Source organism: Streptomyces varsoviensis, from assembly GCF_000718635.1.
Taxonomy (GTDB): Bacteria; Actinomycetota; Actinomycetes; order Streptomycetales; family Streptomycetaceae; genus Streptomyces; species Streptomyces varsoviensis.
In genome coordinates, this window is the sequence record NZ_JOBF01000002.1 from 69,703 (window position 1) to 86,302 (window position 16,600).

17 protein-coding genes are annotated in these 16,600 nt (G+C 73.6%); 9 read left to right on the forward strand and 8 right to left on the reverse strand.

Annotated features, from left to right (window positions below):
• Window positions 1-173 precede the first annotated feature (173 nt).
• Window positions 174-1,289 carry a methyltransferase domain-containing protein gene (locus tag IF55_RS02855; protein ID WP_030874788.1) on the forward strand — a complete coding sequence of 372 codons (1,116 nt, stop codon included), beginning with the start codon at window positions 174-176 and terminating at the stop codon, window positions 1,287-1,289.
• A 49-nt stretch (window positions 1,290-1,338) separates the two neighbouring features.
• Here IF55_RS02855 and IF55_RS02860 read toward each other — a convergent pair whose 3' ends face one another.
• The 3 genes from IF55_RS02860 to IF55_RS02870 form a co-directional block, all read right to left on the reverse strand.
• The gene (locus tag IF55_RS02860; RefSeq protein ID WP_030874786.1) at window positions 1,339-2,256 is read right to left on the reverse strand and encodes a PDR/VanB family oxidoreductase; all 918 of its coding nucleotides are present in this window, start codon (window positions 2,254-2,256) and stop codon (window positions 1,339-1,341) included.
• A gap of 22 nt (window positions 2,257-2,278) precedes the next feature.
• The gene (locus IF55_RS02865; protein ID WP_030874784.1) at window positions 2,279-2,908 is read right to left on the reverse strand and encodes an MSMEG_1061 family FMN-dependent PPOX-type flavoprotein; all 630 of its coding nucleotides are present in this window, start codon (window positions 2,906-2,908) and stop codon (window positions 2,279-2,281) included.
• A 294-nt stretch (window positions 2,909-3,202) separates the two neighbouring features.
• Window positions 3,203-3,874 carry a histidine phosphatase family protein gene (locus IF55_RS02870; RefSeq protein WP_048831465.1) on the reverse strand — a complete coding sequence of 224 codons (672 nt, stop codon included), beginning with the start codon at window positions 3,872-3,874 and terminating at the stop codon, window positions 3,203-3,205.
• A gap of 179 nt (window positions 3,875-4,053) precedes the next feature.
• Between IF55_RS02870 and IF55_RS02875 the strand changes: the two genes are divergently transcribed.
• Both IF55_RS02875 and IF55_RS02880 read left to right on the forward strand, forming a co-directional pair.
• Window positions 4,054-4,962, forward strand: coding sequence for an RNA polymerase sigma-70 factor (locus tag IF55_RS02875; RefSeq protein WP_030874780.1), 909 nt, complete (start codon window positions 4,054-4,056; stop codon window positions 4,960-4,962).
• Between the two features lie 64 nt (window positions 4,963-5,026).
• Window positions 5,027-6,130 carry an NAD(P)/FAD-dependent oxidoreductase gene (locus tag IF55_RS02880; RefSeq protein WP_030874778.1) on the forward strand — a complete coding sequence of 368 codons (1,104 nt, stop codon included), beginning with the start codon at window positions 5,027-5,029 and terminating at the stop codon, window positions 6,128-6,130.
• A gap of 92 nt (window positions 6,131-6,222) precedes the next feature.
• Here the strand turns inward: IF55_RS02880 and IF55_RS02885 are convergent, their stop codons facing one another.
• Both IF55_RS02885 and IF55_RS02890 read right to left on the reverse strand, forming a co-directional pair.
• Window positions 6,223-7,821: an FAD-dependent monooxygenase gene (locus tag IF55_RS02885; protein ID WP_051776010.1), complete on the reverse strand. Its 1,599-nt coding sequence runs from the start codon at window positions 7,819-7,821 to the stop codon at window positions 6,223-6,225.
• Entirely contained in the window at window positions 7,818-8,228 is a 411-nt protein-coding gene (locus IF55_RS02890; protein WP_030874774.1) for a hypothetical protein, read from the reverse strand. Before IF55_RS02890 ends, IF55_RS02885 begins: the two co-directional genes overlap by 4 nt.
• 74 nt (window positions 8,229-8,302) lie before the next feature.
• Between IF55_RS02890 and IF55_RS02895 the strand changes: the two genes are divergently transcribed.
• From IF55_RS02895 to IF55_RS02910, 4 genes are all read left to right on the forward strand, one after another.
• Window positions 8,303-8,812, forward strand: coding sequence for a MarR family winged helix-turn-helix transcriptional regulator (locus IF55_RS02895; RefSeq protein ID WP_030874773.1), 510 nt, complete (start codon window positions 8,303-8,305; stop codon window positions 8,810-8,812).
• 199 nt (window positions 8,813-9,011) lie between these two features.
• On the forward strand, window positions 9,012-9,653 hold the full coding sequence (locus tag IF55_RS02900) for a carbonic anhydrase (protein WP_048831466.1): 642 nt from the start codon (window positions 9,012-9,014) through the stop codon (window positions 9,651-9,653).
• Between the two features lie 36 nt (window positions 9,654-9,689).
• A complete protein-coding gene (gene cynS / locus IF55_RS02905; RefSeq protein ID WP_030874771.1) occupies window positions 9,690-10,160 on the forward strand; it encodes a cyanase in 471 nt (156 codons plus the stop codon).
• Between the two features lie 115 nt (window positions 10,161-10,275).
• Entirely contained in the window at window positions 10,276-10,773 is a 498-nt protein-coding gene (locus IF55_RS02910) for a nucleoside deaminase (RefSeq protein ID WP_030874770.1), read from the forward strand.
• On the opposite strand, the gene IF55_RS02915 is transcribed toward IF55_RS02910, so the two are convergent.
• Complete coding sequence (locus tag IF55_RS02915; protein WP_157854245.1) at window positions 10,751-12,646, reverse strand: nSTAND1 domain-containing NTPase; 1,896 nt, start codon at window positions 12,644-12,646, stop codon at window positions 10,751-10,753. The two genes, IF55_RS02910 and IF55_RS02915, sit on opposite strands and share 23 nt — an antisense overlap.
• A 94-nt stretch (window positions 12,647-12,740) precedes the next feature.
• Window positions 12,741-14,267, reverse strand: a complete 1,527-nt coding sequence (locus IF55_RS35895) for a PLL family lectin (RefSeq protein WP_051776005.1) — start codon at window positions 14,265-14,267, stop codon at window positions 12,741-12,743.
• 170 nt (window positions 14,268-14,437) lie between these two features.
• Here IF55_RS35895 and IF55_RS39935 point away from each other — a divergent pair, with 170 nt between their 5' ends.
• Both IF55_RS39935 and IF55_RS02930 read left to right on the forward strand, forming a co-directional pair.
• A complete protein-coding gene (locus IF55_RS39935) occupies window positions 14,438-14,890 on the forward strand; it encodes a hypothetical protein (protein ID WP_211269932.1) in 453 nt (150 codons plus the stop codon).
• A 163-nt stretch (window positions 14,891-15,053) separates the two neighbouring features.
• Complete coding sequence (locus IF55_RS02930) at window positions 15,054-15,590, forward strand: flavin reductase (RefSeq protein WP_030874765.1); 537 nt, start codon at window positions 15,054-15,056, stop codon at window positions 15,588-15,590.
• On the opposite strand, the gene IF55_RS02935 is transcribed toward IF55_RS02930, so the two are convergent.
• Window positions 15,530-16,516, reverse strand: a complete 987-nt coding sequence (locus tag IF55_RS02935) for an AraC-like ligand-binding domain-containing protein (protein ID WP_169767182.1) — start codon at window positions 16,514-16,516, stop codon at window positions 15,530-15,532. The genes IF55_RS02930 and IF55_RS02935 overlap by 61 nt on opposite strands.
• Between the last annotated feature and the right edge of the window lie 84 nt (window positions 16,517-16,600).

Below are 16,600 nucleotides of genomic sequence, written 5' to 3' on the forward strand. Positions count from 1 at the left end.
AGGGCCGAATTCCGGTGCGATGTCCCGATGCGATACCCAGATGCGATCAGGAGCGTACGTATGACTGACGACGGAAAGCACAGCGGCCCGCCCTCCGACAAGCCGTGGACGCCGCCGCCCACCCCGCCGTCCCCCGATGGGTCGGGCGGGTCCGGTGGGGGGAAGACCACCGGGTGACCACGACCGACACCCCCGGGTGCGCGCCCCCGGGGTATGCCGCGCTCGTCCAGGCCCTGGACGGGCGCGGTCTGCTCTCCCCGGCGTGGCGCGCCGTGTGGGAGGAGTTGCCCAGGCACCGGTTCATCCCCCGGCGCGTGTGGCGGCAGGGTCCTGAGCGGTGCGAGCCGGTCACCACCGAGGGGGAGTGGTGGCGATTGGTGCACAGCGACGAACCGGTGGTGACGCAGGTCGATGACGGGCGCGAGGGCGGGCCGGGCGTCGCGACGTCCGCCAACTCGCAGCCGAGCATGGTCGCCGCCATGCTCGGCTGCCTGGACGTGCGGGGCGCCGAGCGGGTACTGGAGATCGGCACCGCGACCGGCCACGTAGCCGCCCTGCTGGCCCGCCGCCTGGGCGACGACCGCGTCGTCAGCGTGGAGATCGACCCGCTCCTGGCCGACGAGGCGGAGCGGAACCTCGCCGCCGTCGGCTCCCCTCGCGTCACGGTCGTACGGGCCGACGGGGAACACGGCTGGGCCCCTGGGGCCCCCTACGACCGCCTCCTGGCCACGTGCGCACTGCGGCACGTGCCGTACGAGCTGGTACGCCAGGTCGAGCCGGGCGGCATCCTGGTCGCCCCGATGGCCCGCGACTTCTGGAGCGGCGCCGTGCTGCGGCTCCGCGTCCACGAGGACGGCACGGCGAGCGGCCGGTTCCGGGGCGGGGCCTCGTACATGCCGATGAAGTCCCACCGCGCCGCCCCCTCCGGCCGCCCGGTGGACCAGTCGACGGCCCGCCCCGCCGACAGCGATCTCGACCCTCGCGCCCTGCTGAACCTGGGCTTCGCCCTGTACGCGGGGGCCGCGCTGCCCGGTGTGTCGATGGTCCACGCCGAGACCGGCGGCACCGACCGCGTCTGGCTGCTGGACCGCGCCGGCTCCGGCGCCATCGCGGACGCCGGCGAGCCGGTCTGGCAGTACGGCCCGCGCAGCCTGTGGACGGAGGTGGAGTCGGTCCACAGCGCCTACCGCGCCCTCGGCGAACCGCCCGCGACCGCCTTCGGCCTCACCGTCGGCCCCACCGGCCAGCACACCTGGCTGCACACCCCCGACCAGGTCATCGGAGCCTGAACTCCGCCGCCGCGCCGGGCCGGGGCCGGCCCGGCGCGGCGGCGGCCCGTCAGAGGTTCAGGGTGAGGCGGTCGGAGTGGGAGCGGGAGACGCAGGGGAAGATGCGGTCGGTGGGGGCGCCGATGTCGTCGCGGTGGTCCGGGTCGCCGTCGAGGACGGTGAGTTCGCAACTGCCGCAGACGCCTTCGCGGCAGCCGGACGGGACGGGGTAGCCGGCGTGGTTGAGGGCGTCGAGGAGGGTTTCGTCGGCCGGGACGGGGACGGTGCGGCCGGACCGGGCGCATACCGCCTCGAAGGGCGTGGCGGGGCCGTACTCCTTGGCCACGGGCTGGAATCGCTCCGCGTGCAGGCGGTCGGCGGGGAACGTGGCCTCTGCCTCGGCGAGCATGGAGGCGGGGCCGCAGCAGTAGACGAGGGCGTCGGGGCCGAGGGCGGCCGCGAGGGCGGCGAGGTCCGGCCGGCCCTGCTGCTTGGTGGCCACGATCCGTACCCGGTCGCCGTACTCGGAGCGCAGTTCGTCGGCGAAGGGCATGGTCTCGGCCGTCGCCCCCGCGTACACCAGCGAGGCGGGCCGGCCCGCGGCGGTCGCCGCGCGCAGCATGGGCAGGAGCGGGGTGATGCCGATGCCGCCGGCGAGGAACAGGTACTCGGGGGCGGGCGCGAGCGGGAAGTTGTTGCGGGGCTGCGAGACGGTCAGGGTCCGGCCCTGGCGCAGGAAGCGGTGGATGTACTCCGAGCCGCCCCTGCTGAGCGGGTCGAGCCGCACGGCGACGCGGTAGGCGTCCCGGTCCGCCGGGTCGCCGCACAGCGAGTACTGCCGGATCAGCCAGTTGGGCAGGTTCAGGTCGATGTGGGCGCCGGGCTCCCAGGGCGCCAGGGGTCCGGCGGCGCCGCGCAGGGTGAGGGCGACGACGTCCTCGGCGGCCCGCTCTATGCGCTCAATGGTGGTCTGTTGCGTCGGATGCATCGGAGGTTCCCTCGCGGCCTGGTCAGTAGAGCTTGCGGTAGACGTCTTCGAAGTCGTCGTCGATCAGCGCCGGGTCCACGTCGAGCCCGAACTGGCCGACGGCGATCTCGCCGACCGACGGCATCTCGTCGGCGAGGGCCTGGCTGGCGGGGTCCCACAGGCGGGACCGGACGAGCGCCCGCCCGCAGTGGAAGTACGCCTCCTCCACCTCCACGACGATCGCCAGCTCCGGCTGCTTGGCCTCGGTCCGCATCCGCGCGAGGACATCGGGCTCGTCGGTGACGTAGGCGCGGCCGTTGACGCGCAGCGACTCCCGCAGGCCCGGTATCAGGAAGAGCAGCCCGATGCCGTCGTTCTCGGCGATGTTGCGGAAGGAGTCGGCGAGCTTGTTGCCGGGCCGGTCCGGTATCGCGAGCGTGCGCTCGTCGAGGACCTTCGCGAAGCCCGGGTAGTCGCCGCGGGGCGAGCAGTCGACGTGTCCGGCCGAGTCCGCCGTGGCCATGGTCAGGAACGGCGAGTGGGCGATGAAGTGGTGGAAGTATTCGTCGATGTGGTCCCGGATCTTGGCCGAGGCCCTGTCGCTGGGCTCCCCGAGCCGCGCGCGGACCTCGGCTGGGGACACCCGCCGCGGGCGCGTTCCGGCAAATGTCATGGGGATACCTCCGGGAGGGTTGAGAACGGGCCTCGGGTGGCGCGGCGGACCGTGATCCACCGCTCCGCCGCAGTACAGGACACCATTGTGAGCAATTGCTCAGGTCCGCGCTACTCGTTTTCCGCCCCGCGCCGGAGCCGGCCCGCCGACCCGCCGGGGCGGGCTCCGTCCCTGGTGAGCGGCGTCGGCCGCCGGCCTACGGCCCCGCCCGGCGATATGTCCCTACAGGCGCTGCTCACATTCGTTCGTGTGCGCTCGTATTCGTGCCCGCACGGCCATCCGAGGGGTTCCGGCTCAGGATCGGTCGGCCGAGACGGGGCGAGAGACGTAGCCCGGGGCCGGCACGAGGTGGCTGGTGTCGCCGAGGGCCGCGACCTGGCGGTTGTGGAAGAAATCGTCCTCGTGCAGCGTCGTGATGCTGCCGGAAGGTGCCCGGAAACTTACGTAATCGGCCGACTCGACCGGCATCCTGATCCAGGACGCCACGACGAACGTCAGCGAGCCGCCGTGCGTCACGACGATCTGGTGGCGGACCGGGCTCCGCAGGATCTCGTCCATCGCCGCGTAGACGCGCCGCGCCCACGCCGCCTTCGTCTCCGCGCCCGGTACGCCCTCGTCGTGCTCCATCCGCTCACCGACCGCCGGCGGCCGTACGAACCGCTCGTCCAGCCATGCCTGCGGCCGCCCCTCCGCCTCGCCGTAGGACTTCTCCCGCAGCCGCCGGTCCACCACCGGCTCCACGCCGAACAATCGGGCCGCCTCCTCGGCCGTCCGCATCGTGCGCCGCAGATCCGACGAGAACAGCTCCACCTCGGCGCCCGCCGGGATACGGGACCGCAGCGCCCGGGCGATGGCACCGGCCGCACGGACGCCGGCGGACGTCAGCCGCGAGTCATGCCAGCCGCCCACGACGCCTTCGACGTGATGAGTGGCTTCGGGGTGTGTGACGACATACAGCGTGCGCATGGGTGCGGGCCTTCCTCGACGTGGCGACAACGTGGCGACAACCTGCCCGATCCGGCGGCCTCCCGCCCGATCGCGTCCGCAACTATGGGCGGGGCGGCTCGGCTTCATCAAGACAGCGGGTGAGTCGGGGAGACGCGGGCCCGGCGCGCGGCAGGCGGGGCGCCTGGCAGGCTACGGGCATGACCACGGAAGCTGCCACGGAGTTCGAGAGGCACCGGCCCCGGCTGTTCGCGCTCGCGTACCGGATGCTCGGTTCGGCGAGCGAGGCCGAGGACATCGTGCAGGACACGTATCTGCGGTGGAGCGCCGCCGACCGCGCCGCCGTCCGTACCCCCGCCGCCTGGCTGACCAAGGTCATGACGAACCTCTGCATCAATCACCTCACCTCCGCCCGCGCCCGGCGCGAACTGTACGTCGGGCCGTGGCTCCCCGAGCCGGTCCTCACGCACACCGCGACCGGACCGCTCGGGCCCCTCGGACCGCTGGGGCCGCTGGAGAGCGCCGAGCAGCGCGACTCGGTGTCGTTCGCGCTGCTCACCCTGATGGAACGGCTCACCCCGGCCGAACGCGCGGTGTTCGTCCTGCGCGAGGCGTTCGGCCACAGCCACCGGGAAGTCGCCGAAGCCGTCGGCATCGAGGAGGCCCACTCGCGCCAACTGCACCGCCGGGCCCGTACCCGCCTCGGCCATCCCCGACGCCGCTTCGACGTCGACGACGAACAGCGCAGGAAGATCGTCGAGCGCTTCTTCGCCGCCACCCTCGACGGCGATGTCGCCGGCCTCGAACGGCTGCTCGCCGACGACGTGGCCGCGTGGGCCGACGGCGGCGGCGAGGTGACCGCGGCCCGCCGGCCGATCACCGGGCGCGACAAGGTGCTCCGCTATCTGCTGGGCCTGGGCCACCGGCCCGAGGCGGCGCACATCACGGCCGAGTTCGCCGAGGTGAACGGCGAGCCGGCGGTCGTCGTACGGACCGGAGCGGCCCTGCTCGCCATCCTCGTGCCGGAGATCCGCGACGGCCGGGTCAGCGCCGTCCGTTCGGTGCTCAACCCCGGCAAGCTCGCCTTCGCCGCCCGCCAGCTCGCGTGATCCACTTCACGCCGCCGCGCGCCCCGCGCTGTCACGGAAGCGCCCGCCCGCCGGTTCAGGAGGCATGACGCATCACATCGTGGTCCTGGGAGCCGGATACGCCGGACTGTCCGCCGCCAAGGGCGCGGCCCGCCGACTGCGCGGCACCGGCGTACGCATCACCCTGGTCAACGCCGTCGGCCATTTCGTGGAGCGGGTGCGGCTGCACCAGCTCGCCGCCGGCCGGCCGCTCAAGGAACTGCCGCTCGCCCGGCTCCTCGCCGGTACGGGCATCGACCTGGTCGTCGCCCGGGTGACCGCCGTCGACGCCGCCGCCCGTACGGTCCGGCTGGACTCGGCCCCGTACGCCATCGGGTACGACACCCTCGTCTACGCCCTGGGCAGCGGGGCCGATACCGCGGCCGTCCCCGGAGCCGCCGCGCACGCGTCGGCGGTGGCCACCTACCAGGACGCGGTCCGGCTGCGCGAGCGCACGGCCGGCGCGCGGGGGGCGCTGGCCGTGGCCGGGGCGGGGCTGACCGGCATCGAGGCGGCCACCGAACTGGCCGAGAGCCACCCCGGCCTCACGGTGCACCTCGTCACCGACGGCGAGGTCGGCGCAGGGCTCTCCGAACGCGGCCGGCGCTACGTCCGCCGCGCCCTGGACCGGCGCGGCATCGCCGTCCGGGAGCACACCCGTGTCTCCGAGGTCGCCGCGCACGGCCTGGTCCTCGCCGACGGCGGCGAGATCCCGGCCGACAGCGTCGTATGGACGGCCGGGTTCCGGGTGCCCGCCCTGGCGCGCGAGGCCGGGTTCGCCGTCGACGCCCGCGGCCTGCTCACGGTCGGCCCGACGCTGCGCTCGACCTCCCACCCGGAGGTGTTCGCGGCCGGCGACGCGGTGGCGGCGTACGGGCCCGACGGCGCCCCGTCCCGCATGTCGTGCCAGACGGGGCTGCCGATGGGCGCGTACGTCGGGCGCGGCGTCGCCGCCTCGCTCACCGGCCGCGCCCTGAGGCCCCTGCGCCTGCGCTATGTCGCGCAGAACATCAGCCTCGGGCGGGACGACGGCCTCACCCAGTTCACCCGCCCCGACGACAGCCCGGTCCCCGCCATCCTCACCGGCCGCGCCTCGGCCCGCTTCAAGGAGACCGTCACACGGGGCACGGTGCTGGTCCTGCGCCGCTGACCCGGCCCGCGCCCGGCGTCCTCCCGGTAGCGCGGTTCCGGGCGTACGGGCCGGGGCTCAACGGCCGCCGGGCGGGCGTGTCCTACGCGTTCCTACGGGGTCGTCGCCATGGTCGGCGAGGTCCAGCGGGCGACCTCCTCCATGAACGCGGCCTCCTCCGCCGGCGCGTCCGCCGCCCCACCCGCCGACGTGTCCGCGCGCGTGCCGGAGACCGAGTCCGCATCCAAACCCGAACCCGAACCCGAACCCGAGGCCGCGGACCGGGCGACGGCGGCGACGTAGCCGTCCGGCCGGATCAGGGCCGCGTCCAGCGCGGACCAGGCCCCGGCACCGGGCCGGGCGTTCCGTACCGCGACGCGGCGCGCGGCGGCGCGGGCATAGCGGCCGTCGGGGGTGAAGTCGGCGAGGACGAAGGCGTCCTGGCGCAGGGCGTGCAGCAGCGACGAACCGGCGAGAGCGAGGTCGGGCGCCCTGGTGCCGACCAACGGCTGGGCGCCCTCCGGGGCCGGATAGGCGAGCCCCAGACCGGACAGCCATCCCCGCAACTCGTCGGCCGTGTCGCCGTCCTGGGCGATCAGGTCGCTGAACATCCCCCGCAGGGCCTCGCCCCCGGGCGTGAACGTGTGCATCAGGACGCCCTGCGCGAGGGTGTTGGCCGCGAGCCGCGTCGAGATCGGCCGGCGTTCGCTGTCGTAGTCGAACGGGCCGTCGGTCAGCCAGTCCGGCGCCCACCCCTGATGCTCGGCCGCCAGCTTCCAGGCCAGGTTGGCGGCGTCCTGGAGGCCGACGTTGAGGCCCTGGCCGCCCGCGGGCAGATGGATGTGCGCGGCGTCGCCGACGATGAGCGTCCGCCCGACCCGGTACCGGTCCGCGTTGCGGGTGCTGTCGGTGGCGGTCGAGGTCCAGGACATGGCGCGTATCCCGCAGTCGGTGCCGGTGATCCGCCGCACCTGGGCGACCACCTGCTCCAGCGACCGCGGCTCCGTACGCCGCGCGCGCACCTCGTCGGGGGTGAGCCCCGTGTCGACGGGCTCGGTGCCGAAGATCCGGTACTGGCCGTCGGGCAGCGGGACGATGCTCAGGCTGCCGGTCTCCAGATTCCAGCGGTGCATGGGGCCCTCGGGCGGAGCGGCGAGTTCCACGTCTGCGTTGAAGCCCACGAGCGAGGGGCCGGTGCCGGGGAACCCGATGCCCGCCAGCCGGCGGACCACGCTGCGGGCGCCGTCCGCGCCCACCAGATAGCGGGCCTCGTGCACCTCGTCCCCGGTGCGGACGCGCACCCCCGCCTCGTCCTGCTCGGCGCCGGTCACGGGCCGGCCGTAGTGCACGGGGACGCCGCGTTCGCGCAGGCAGTCGAGGAGCGCCCGCTCCGTGCGGGCCTGCGGGAGCATCAGGACGAACGGGAAGGGCGTGTCCAGGCCCGAGTAGTCCAGCATCGAGGGCAGCGCCGCGAAATGCGCGCGGGGAATCCTGCGCCCCTCGGAGACGAGGACGTCGGACAGCCGCCGGCCGCCGGACTCCAGCGCGGTGAGCACCTCCAGCGTGCGGGGGTGCACCGTGGTGGCCTTCGAGAAGACGCTGGGCCCGGCCTCGCTTTCGAAGACCCGGACGCTTAACCCCGCGCTGTCCAGCAGCGCGGCGGTCAGCAGCCCGACCGGACCGGCTCCGGCGATGATGACGTCGGAGTTCACCGGTCCGCCCCTGTGGGCCGCAGCAGCAGGATGCCGGCGGTCAGGCCGGTGGTGGAGGCGACATGGATGGCGAACGCGGCGCGGTTCGGCGCCCAGACACCGGTGGTCGGCCCGCCGGACCACATGGCGGCCGTGAACCCGGCCGCGGCGGCGGCCATGCCCCGCCACATCGTGCGCCCGCGCCCCGGCCCTGCCAGGACGCCGATCGCGAGGGTGCCCACGGCCCCGGCGGTGATCAGCGCCTCCCGCGCCATGTGGTACTGGACGTGGCCCTCGCCGTGCCGCGCCTCGGGGGCGCGGTAGGTCTCGTCCGTGATGTGGGTGACGGTCTGCCAGACGGACGGGGCGGCGGCAGCCATCCCGGCCGTCGTGATCAGGGCGCCGGCGATTTCCCGTGCGGTGCGCATGGACCCTCCAATAGGCGAACGTTAAGATAATGAACCTTACGGTAACTGATTCGACCGCATGACGAAAGGCCCCCATGTCCCAGGAACCCGCGACCGACTACGTCGACGGCGTCGTCGACGTCCTCACGCAGGTGCACACCCCCGCGGAGCTGGAGGCCAAGGCGCTCGCCTACCGCCTGCGCCGCATCGCCCACCGGCTGGAGACCGACGTCAAGCGGGAACTCGCTCCGCACGGCATCGAGTTGTGGGCGCTGGAGCTGCTGGCCTGCCTGCTCCGCGCGCCGGAGCACCGGCTGACGGCCAGTCAGCTCGCGACCGCGATGCAGCTCACCTCCGGAGCCGTCACCAACCGGGTGGCGAAACTGGAGGTCAAAGGGTGGGTCGTCCGCGACTTCACGCCGCACGACCGGCGCTCCGTCACGGTCGCCCTCACCCCGGAGGGGGCCGAACGCGCCTACGACGTCTTCGCCGTCAAGACGGAGGCCGAACTGAACCTCTTCGCCTCGCTCTCCGCGGAGGACCAGCACCGGCTCAACGGCTATCTGCGCACCGTGCTGCTCGCCTTGGGGGACCGGGAGACGTGAGGTGTGAGCCGTGAGACGGGGCTCGCATCGGTGGCGTGGCCCGGATCGGCGGCGGCGCCCGCTCGGCCATGGTTTCGGCCATAGATCGCGACACTGACTCTTATCGCTGACAGCTCTTGGACGCTATAGCCCCAGGCGATGCATGGTGAATCCCGTCGGCCGGCCCACCAGGGCCGGCCAGCACCGAAGGGAGTGATCGATGCCGGCCCTCGCCGAGGGCGTCGCCCGATTCCGGCGGGACGTCTTCCCGGCCAAGGCGGAGCTCTACGCCCGTCTGGCCACCCACCACGACCCGCACGCCCTCTTCATCGGCTGCTCCGACGCGCGCGTCGTACCCGAACTGCTCACCGGAGCCGAACCGGGCGACCTGTTCGTCATCCGCACCGCCGGAAACCTCGTGCCCGCCCACGGCCTCGCGGCCGACGGGGTGGCGGCGAGCATCGAGTACGCCGTCGCCGTGCTGGGCGTGCGGTCCATCGTCGTCTGCGGCCACTCCGCGTGCGGCGCGATGACCGCGCTGGCCGAGGGCCACGACCTCGGCGGCGCCCCGGCCGTCGCCGCCTGGCTGCGGCACGCGGACGCCTCCCGCGCCCGCGCCGCCAATGACGGCGGCGTCCCCGCCCTGGTGCGCGAGAACGTCCGCGCCCAACTGGCGAACCTGGCCACCCACCCCTCCGTCGCCCGCGCCCTGGCGGCGGGCGAGGTGGCGCTGCACGGCTGGGTCTTCGACATCGCCGCCGGCCGGGTCGAGGACCTGACCGGCGCCGACGACGGCGAAGGCCCGGCCACGCCCCAGCCCCGTCGAGCAGACCGCCGCCCCACCCCGCACCCCGGGCCGTGAAGCGGCCCAGGCCCCCTGAGAAAGGACGTACCGATCATGGTGCACGCCCAGTTCGACCCGAGCGCCCGCGAGGCCCTGGCCATCGCCGCCGTCGATGCCAAGACCCGTAAAGACCTCTCCTGGCAGGAGATCGCCGACGCCGCCGGGCTGTCGGTGGCCTTCACCACCGCCGCCGTCCTCGGCCAGCACCCGCTGCCCGAGGAGTCCGCGAAGGCGGTCGCCGAACTGCTGGGGCTGGACGAGGACGCGGCGCTGCTGCTCCAGACCGTCCCGACCCGCGGTTCGATACCCGGCGGGGTTCCCACCGACCCGACCATCTACCGCTTCTACGAGATGATCCAGGTCTACGGCACGACCCTCAAGGCGCTGATCCACGAGCAGTTCGGCGACGGCATCATCTCCGCGATCAACTTCAAGCTGGACGTGAAGAAGGTCGCCGACCCCGAGGGCGGCGAGCGCGCCGTCATCACCCTGGACGGCAAGTACCTGCCGACCAAGCCCTTCTGACCAGACGTCGGGGTCCCGCGGCCGGAGGAACGGCGGCCCGGCCCCGTACGCGCGTATCCCCGCCTCCACCCCCACACACCCGCCCCTCGCCCCTCGTCGTCCCCGGAGGACTTCCATGGACTTCGCTCAGCGCACCATCGACCTCGCCCGCCAGAACGTCGCCGAGGGCGGCCGGCCCTTCGCGACCGTCATCGTCAAGGACGGCGAGATCCTCGCCGAGAGCCCGAACCTGGTCGCCCAGACCAGCGACCCCACCGCCCACGCCGAGATCCTCGCCATCCGCGCGGCGTGTACGCAACTGGGCACCGAGCACCTGACCGGCGCCACCGTCTACGTGCTGGCCCACCCCTGCCCCATGTGCCTGGGCTCGCTGTACTACTGCTCTCCCGACGAGGTCGTCTTCCTCACCACCCGCGACGCCTACGAGCCCCACTACGTCGACGACCGCAAGTACTTCGAGCTGAACACGTTCTACGACGAGATCGGGAAGCCCTGGCAGGAGCGCCGGCTGCCCATGCGCCACGAGCCGCGCGACGCGGCCGTCGACGTATACCGCCTCTGGCAGGAGAAGAACGGCGGCGAACGCCGCGTCACCGGCGCGCCCACCGCCTGAGCCGCCCGAATTCGGGGTGCTCGGCCGGGCGCGGGGAGACGAGGTCGACGGCCTCCTCGGCGATCTCGTAGGACAGCGCGGTGTCGCCGGACAGCGTGGCCTCGCGGTACAGCACGGTGTCGCGCGGCCGCTCCACGGCGGGCCCGGTCCGTACCGCGTCGACCGTGGTGGTCACGGAGACGAGCAGCAGTACGGACAGGAGCGCCACGAGCCCGCGCAGCCGCGCGGCCTGCCGGCGGGCTCGGGCGCCGCGCGCGATCTCGGCGGCCTCGGCGGCCGAACTGGCCTCCAGGAAAGCCCGTTCGCGGACGCTCGGCCGCGCCCCGCCGGAGCGGGCGAGGCGGTGGGCCGCCGCGAGGCGGGCGCCCCGGTACAGGGCGCTGTCGTCGCGGCCCAGCTCCTCCCACTCGCGGGCGGCCTCGGCGAGCCGGCGGCGGGGCCGCAGGTCCGCGCGCTGTTCGTCGAGCCAGGCGCGCAGCCGGGGCCAGCAGTGGATCAGCGCCTCGTGGGCGAGGGCCACCCGGTCGCGGTCGAGGACCAGTAACCGTGCGCGGGCGGCGCGTTCGAGGACGGTCGCCGTGTCCTGTGGGCCGTCGTCGGGGCAGTACAGCTCCGCGCGCTCGACGCCGCCTCCGGAGCGCCCGCCGAGGGCGGCGAGGCGCAGGAAGACGTGCCGGGCGCTCTCGCGCTGCCCGCCGGTCAAGGAGGCGTAGAGGCGCTCCGCGGCCTGCGCGAGGGCCCCCTCGATGCCGCCGGCCGCCTGGAACGCGGCCAGGGTCAGCGCGTTGCCGCGTCTTCGCCGCCAGGTCTCCAGCAGCGCCTGCGAGAGCAGGGGTAACGCGCCCGCCTCGCCGCGCGCGTGCGTCAGCACCGTGGCGAGCAGGGCCCCTTCGACGCTGAGCCCGGCGCGCCGTGCCGGGCCCGTGACGGCGCTCCGCAGTTCGTCCGGGGTCATCGGCGCCACGAAGACCTCGGCGGCGGGCAGCGCCGCGCCCAGCTCGGGATGGCGGGCGCAGCGCCCGTAGAAGTCCGCCCGCACGCCCAGCACCACGCGGCAGCGGCTGTCCGGCGCGCGAAGGGCGGTGAGCAGGCCGGCGATGAAGGCGGCGCGCTGCGCGCGCGACACGCACCGCGTGAAGACCTCCTCGAACTGGTCGATCACCAGGACGACCTCGGCGCCGCCGCCTCCGGCCGCGGTGATCTGGCGTACGGCCCGGTGCAGGCCGAACCGCCCGTCCGTCAGCTCGTTCCACAGCGGGCCGGGGGTGGTGCGGGCGGCCGTGGCGAGGTGGATCGCGCACTCCTCCCAGGGGCTCGGCCCCGGCGTGAGGACGACGGCGGTACGCGCCCCCGGTGCGGCCCGCAGCCGCGGCAGCAGCCCGGCGCGCAGAACGGAGGAGGCGCCGGAGCCGGACGGCCCGAACAGGACCACGAGCCGCTGCCGCCCGAGCCGCGCGGCCAGCTCGTCGACGAGGCGTTCCCGCCCGAAGAACCAGTCGCGGTCGTCGGGCTGGTACGCCGCCGGGCCGGCGTAGGGCGGTCGCCGCTCGCCCCGCGCGCCGTCCGGCCCGGCGGCCGAGGGGCCGCCGGGCGCGGCGTCGGCGGCCGCGATCTGCGCGGCCGCCTCGTGCCATCTGCGCTCCCACTCCGGCACGTCGCCCGCGCAGGCGCGGACGTAGGCCAGGGTCACCGTCCGCGAGGGCAGCGACCGGCCCGCGGCGGCGCTCGACAGCGTCGCTATCGAATAGTGGGCGCGCTCGGACAGTTGCCGGTACGTCGGATTCCCGGCCGTTCGGCGCAGTTGTCGAAGGTCCGCTGCGAATCGCAGGGCCGGGGAGTCCCCGGCATCCAACGGGCGCTCCTTGCGGGGCACTGGCGACACCTCCCTCGTTGCCCCGAATTTTTCATCAGGGGGCACTCGGGCACCAGCGTTCTCGTTGTTTTCTTAATTCCGAAACCCCTGGCCGTCAGGCCAGTTGGCCGCCCCACAGGACGGTCTCGACCTTCTGCGTTCCCGGGTCCCAGTACCAATGGGAGAGCTCCCCGTCGGCGGCCTTGGAGAAGATGTGCTGCTGGTCGTACGGGGTGAAGGCGTAGGACGCCGGATCGGCGTGGCATTCGCCGCCCCAGTCCGCGTACGCGACGCCGCCCTGCGGGGTCCACCACCAGTGCGCCAAAGTGTTCTGGGGGGTCCGCGCGAACACGTGCTGCTGGTCGTGCCAGACGAAACCGGAGGGATTGCCGACGAACTTCTGCGGCCCCCAGCTCACCGTCTCCACGCGCTGCGTACCCGGGTCCCAGAACCAATGGAACAGCGTGTCATCCGCCGCCCGCCCGAAAATGTGCTGCTGGTTGTAGGGCGGGAACACATAGCTCACCGGATCGCTGAAGCACTGACCGCCCCAGTCCGCGTACGCGACGCCGCCCTGCGGCGTCCACCACCAGTGCGCCAGGGTGTTCTGCGGGGACCGCGCGAACACATGCTGCTGATCGACCCAGGCGAACCCCGAGGGGTTCCCGACGAACCCCTGACGGCCCCATTCGACTCGCTCCACCCGCTGCGTCGCCGGGTCCCAGTACCAGTGGAACAGCGAGTTGTTGGCGCCCTTCGCGAAGATGTGCTGCTGGTCGTACATTCCCCATACATACGTCGCCGGATCGCTGTAGCACTCGCCGGCCCAGTCCGCGTACGCGACGCCGCCCTGCGGCGTCCACCACCAGTGCGCCAGCGTATTGTCCGGGCTCCGGCCGAACGCGTGCTGCTGGTCGTGCCAGACGAACCCGTTCGGCTTGCCCACGAGCTTCTGCGGGCCCCACGTCACCAAATTGACCCCGGAATCCGGCGCCCAGTACCAGTGCGACAGCGTATTGTCCGGCGCCCGCCCGAACGCGTGCTGCTGATTGCCCCATTCATACGCCCACGACCCGGGCACCGTCGTCACCGGCGGCTGCGGGTGATTGAGCCGCGCGGCCTCGTCGATGAGCGCGCGGGCCTTGGCCGCGGACTGGTCATAGCGGTCCGGAAACGCCGACCGCTGTACGCCCTGCGCGACTTGGCCCGCGCTCCAGCCCGGATTGTTCCGGTCGACGCCGATGGCGCGGGTGAAGAAGGAATTCGAGGCGTACGCCACGTTCATGCACTGCTCGCGCGTGCCCCAGCCCTGGCTCGGCCGCTGCTGGAACACGCCGACCGAGTCGCGGTCACCGCAGCCGAGGTTGTTCATGTGCGACTCGACCCAGCCCGCCTCGAAACCGGCGAGCATGACCTTGTCGTTCACGCCCAGATCGCTGCCGACCTTGTAGACGGTCTTGATGACCTCGACATCGTGATTGGGCGGCACCGCGCAGGCTATGCGCGGGCCGAGCTCCGGCGCGGGCACGTGGTCGCCCGGCGGCGGCTTGCGAGTGCCCGCGTGCGCGATCGACGGCGCCCCGAGCGCCCACGCGCCGGCGGCGAGCCCGCCGAGCTGGAGGACGTTGCGTCTGGTGACCATGGGGAGTTCCTGCCTCTCGTGATGACGGCGACGGCCACGCCGGCGAGGGCGGGCCGCGCCGGTGAAAGACGGTCGCGCCGGTGACGGTTTCGAGTCCGCGCCGATGGCGGCCCTTCGGTTGGGTGATCGCTCAGCCGGCTGCCCCTTGCTTAGCAAAGGCGCGTTGTTCGTTGTCGGTGATCAGCACCGAACAATCAAGATCCGAACAACGCGGCGCGCACCGGGCGCTCGGCGCGCTCGAAGGCGCCCGGCGCGCCGGCTCGCGGGCGACGGTCGAGGCGTATCCGTACGGCGCCGGCAGCACCGCCATCGGCGCCGTCTTCCTCGACGACGCCGCGCCGGCGGCCCGGACGAAGGGCCGCCTCGGCATCGGCGCGGACGCCGACATCGTCCTCCTCGACCCCGCGGCCATCACCGATGCCGCCACCTACACCGACCCCACCACCGGCCCCTCCGCGGGCGTCCGGTACCTGCTTGGGCGGGGAGCCGGTGATCAGCGGGGGCGAACTGTTGCCCGACGCGCTCCCGGGGCGCCCGCTGCGCGGCGAGCCGCGGTGACGGCGGGTCAGCCGTCAGGAGCGGGGCGGTGGGGCACGGCGGCGGCCGGTGGTCGAAGCCGGTAGCAGACGGCCGCCGGCCGTATGGATCACGAGCGTCGCCGACAGTCGATAGGGGAAATCCGCACGGGCGCGGGAGGAAGTCTCGATACCGCCCGCCACCCGCCGCGCCCTAGCGTCGGGGCGGCCGGGAAATCTCCGGAGCGCCCAGGACCCGGCAGGAGCGAAGGTGGCAGACCAACCCGCCCGACTGGCCCCGACACAACGGCTGTTCCGCGACGCGATGGCGACGCTCTCCGCCGGCGTCAGCGTCGTCACCACCGACGGCCCCGGCGGCCGCGCCGGACTCACCGTGAGCGCGGTGTGCTCCGTCACGGACACCCCGCCCACCCTGCTCGTCTGCGTCAACCGGTCGAGCCGCAGCCACGGCGTCTTCCGCGCCAATGAACAGGTCTGCGTCAACGTGCTCGGCACGGGCCATGAGGACGTCGCCCTGGCCTTCGCCGGCCGCGTGTCGGCGGAGGAACGGTTCGCCGTGACCCGCGACGCGTGGGACGGCTCGTACGGCGCTCCGGTGCTGCGCGGCGCCGCGGCGTCGGTGCTGGGCCGCGTCGCGGGAGCGGTGGAACGCGGCTCGCACACCGTGATGTTCGTCGAGGTGGACCACGCCGTCCTCGGCGGGGAGGGCGAGGGCGGCCTCGTCTATCACCGGCGCCGGTTCCACCCCGTCCCCGCGCCGCCCTCGGCCAGGGAGCGGCGGCGGTAGTCGCGGGGCGTCTGCCCGTAGACGGACTTGAAGAGGCGGCTGAAGTGCCGGCCGTCGAGCAGCCCCCACCGGGCGGCGACCCTGCTGATCGGCTGGTCCGCCGCGGCCGGACTGGCCAGTTCGCGGGCGCAGTGCTCCAGGCGGCGGCAGCGGATCCAGCCCGCGACCGTCAGCCCCTCGGCGGCGAACAGTTTGAACAGGTAGCGGCGGGAGACCCCGTGGGCCGCGGCGATCGCGTCCGGCGTCAGATCCGGATGCGCCAGCCGCGCCTCGATATACGCCCTGATGCGTGCGAACATCGCGTTCTGCGGCACGGGCCGCTCCCGGGCCGCCAGCCGTTCCCAGGCCAGCGCCGTCACCAGCGACACGGCACCGTCCGTCAGACTCGTCACCGCCGCCTCGGAGCACGCCGCGCTCTGCCGGCTCAGCGACCGTACGAACGGCCCCACGACCGCCGCCACCCCGCCGTCCGCGCCGAGCCGGCGCCCCGTGATCGTGCGCATCAGCTCGGGACGGACCGGCAGCAGGGCGCGCGGCAGCAGCATGAGGACGGTACGGAAGCCGCGGTCGTACGTGAAGGAGTACGGCCGCGTGGTGTCGCACAGGGCGATGTCGCCCGGCCCCAGCGCCCCGCGCACACCGTCCTGCTCGACCAGGCACGCTCCGGCGATCTGCACGGCCACCTTGTAGTGGCCGCCGTGCCCGCCGTCGTCCCGTGCGGGCGCGGGTTCGACCCGCCGGACGGTCTGGGGCGCCGCGTCGATCTCGGCGAAGCGCAGCGGGCCCAGCGAGTCGCCGACCGCCCGCGCGTGGAAAGCGGACCGGTCCGCGCCGCCGGGGCGGCTCTCCAGCGCTCCGAATATCCTCGACACCTCGTGCGCCCAGTAGTCGAAACGCTCCGCCGCGGCGACGGATTCGGTATTCACGCTCACACGCAATCTGTGCTCCACCTGCCGGGCGCCGTTCATGTCACGAGGGCGTGCGGAAAGCCGCAGCGCGTTGGTCAATGT

Bases quoted from the DNA above. Each gene is read 5' to 3' on its own strand.
- IF55_RS02860 (WP_030874786.1), bottom strand. From the start codon at position 2,256: ATGCATCCGACGCAACAGACCACCATTGAGCGCATAGAGCGGGCCGCC.
- IF55_RS02865 (WP_030874784.1), bottom strand. From the start codon at position 2,908: ATGACATTTGCCGGAACGCGCCCGCGGCGGGTGTCCCCAGCCGAGGTC.
- IF55_RS02870 (WP_048831465.1), bottom strand. From the start codon at position 3,874: ATGCGCACGCTGTATGTCGTCACACACCCCGAAGCCACTCATCACGTC.
- IF55_RS02875 (WP_030874780.1), top strand. From the start codon at position 4,054: ATGACCACGGAAGCTGCCACGGAGTTCGAGAGGCACCGGCCCCGGCTG.
- IF55_RS02880 (WP_030874778.1), top strand. From the start codon at position 5,027: ATGACGCATCACATCGTGGTCCTGGGAGCCGGATACGCCGGACTGTCC.
- IF55_RS02890 (WP_030874774.1), bottom strand. From the start codon at position 8,228: ATGCGCACCGCACGGGAAATCGCCGGCGCCCTGATCACGACGGCCGGG.
- IF55_RS02895 (WP_030874773.1), top strand. From the start codon at position 8,303: ATGTCCCAGGAACCCGCGACCGACTACGTCGACGGCGTCGTCGACGTC.
- IF55_RS02900 (WP_048831466.1), top strand. From the start codon at position 9,012: ATGCCGGCCCTCGCCGAGGGCGTCGCCCGATTCCGGCGGGACGTCTTC.
- cynS (WP_030874771.1), top strand. From the start codon at position 9,690: ATGGTGCACGCCCAGTTCGACCCGAGCGCCCGCGAGGCCCTGGCCATC.
- IF55_RS02910 (WP_030874770.1), top strand. From the start codon at position 10,276: ATGGACTTCGCTCAGCGCACCATCGACCTCGCCCGCCAGAACGTCGCC.
- IF55_RS35895 (WP_051776005.1), bottom strand. From the start codon at position 14,267: ATGGTCACCAGACGCAACGTCCTCCAGCTCGGCGGGCTCGCCGCCGGC.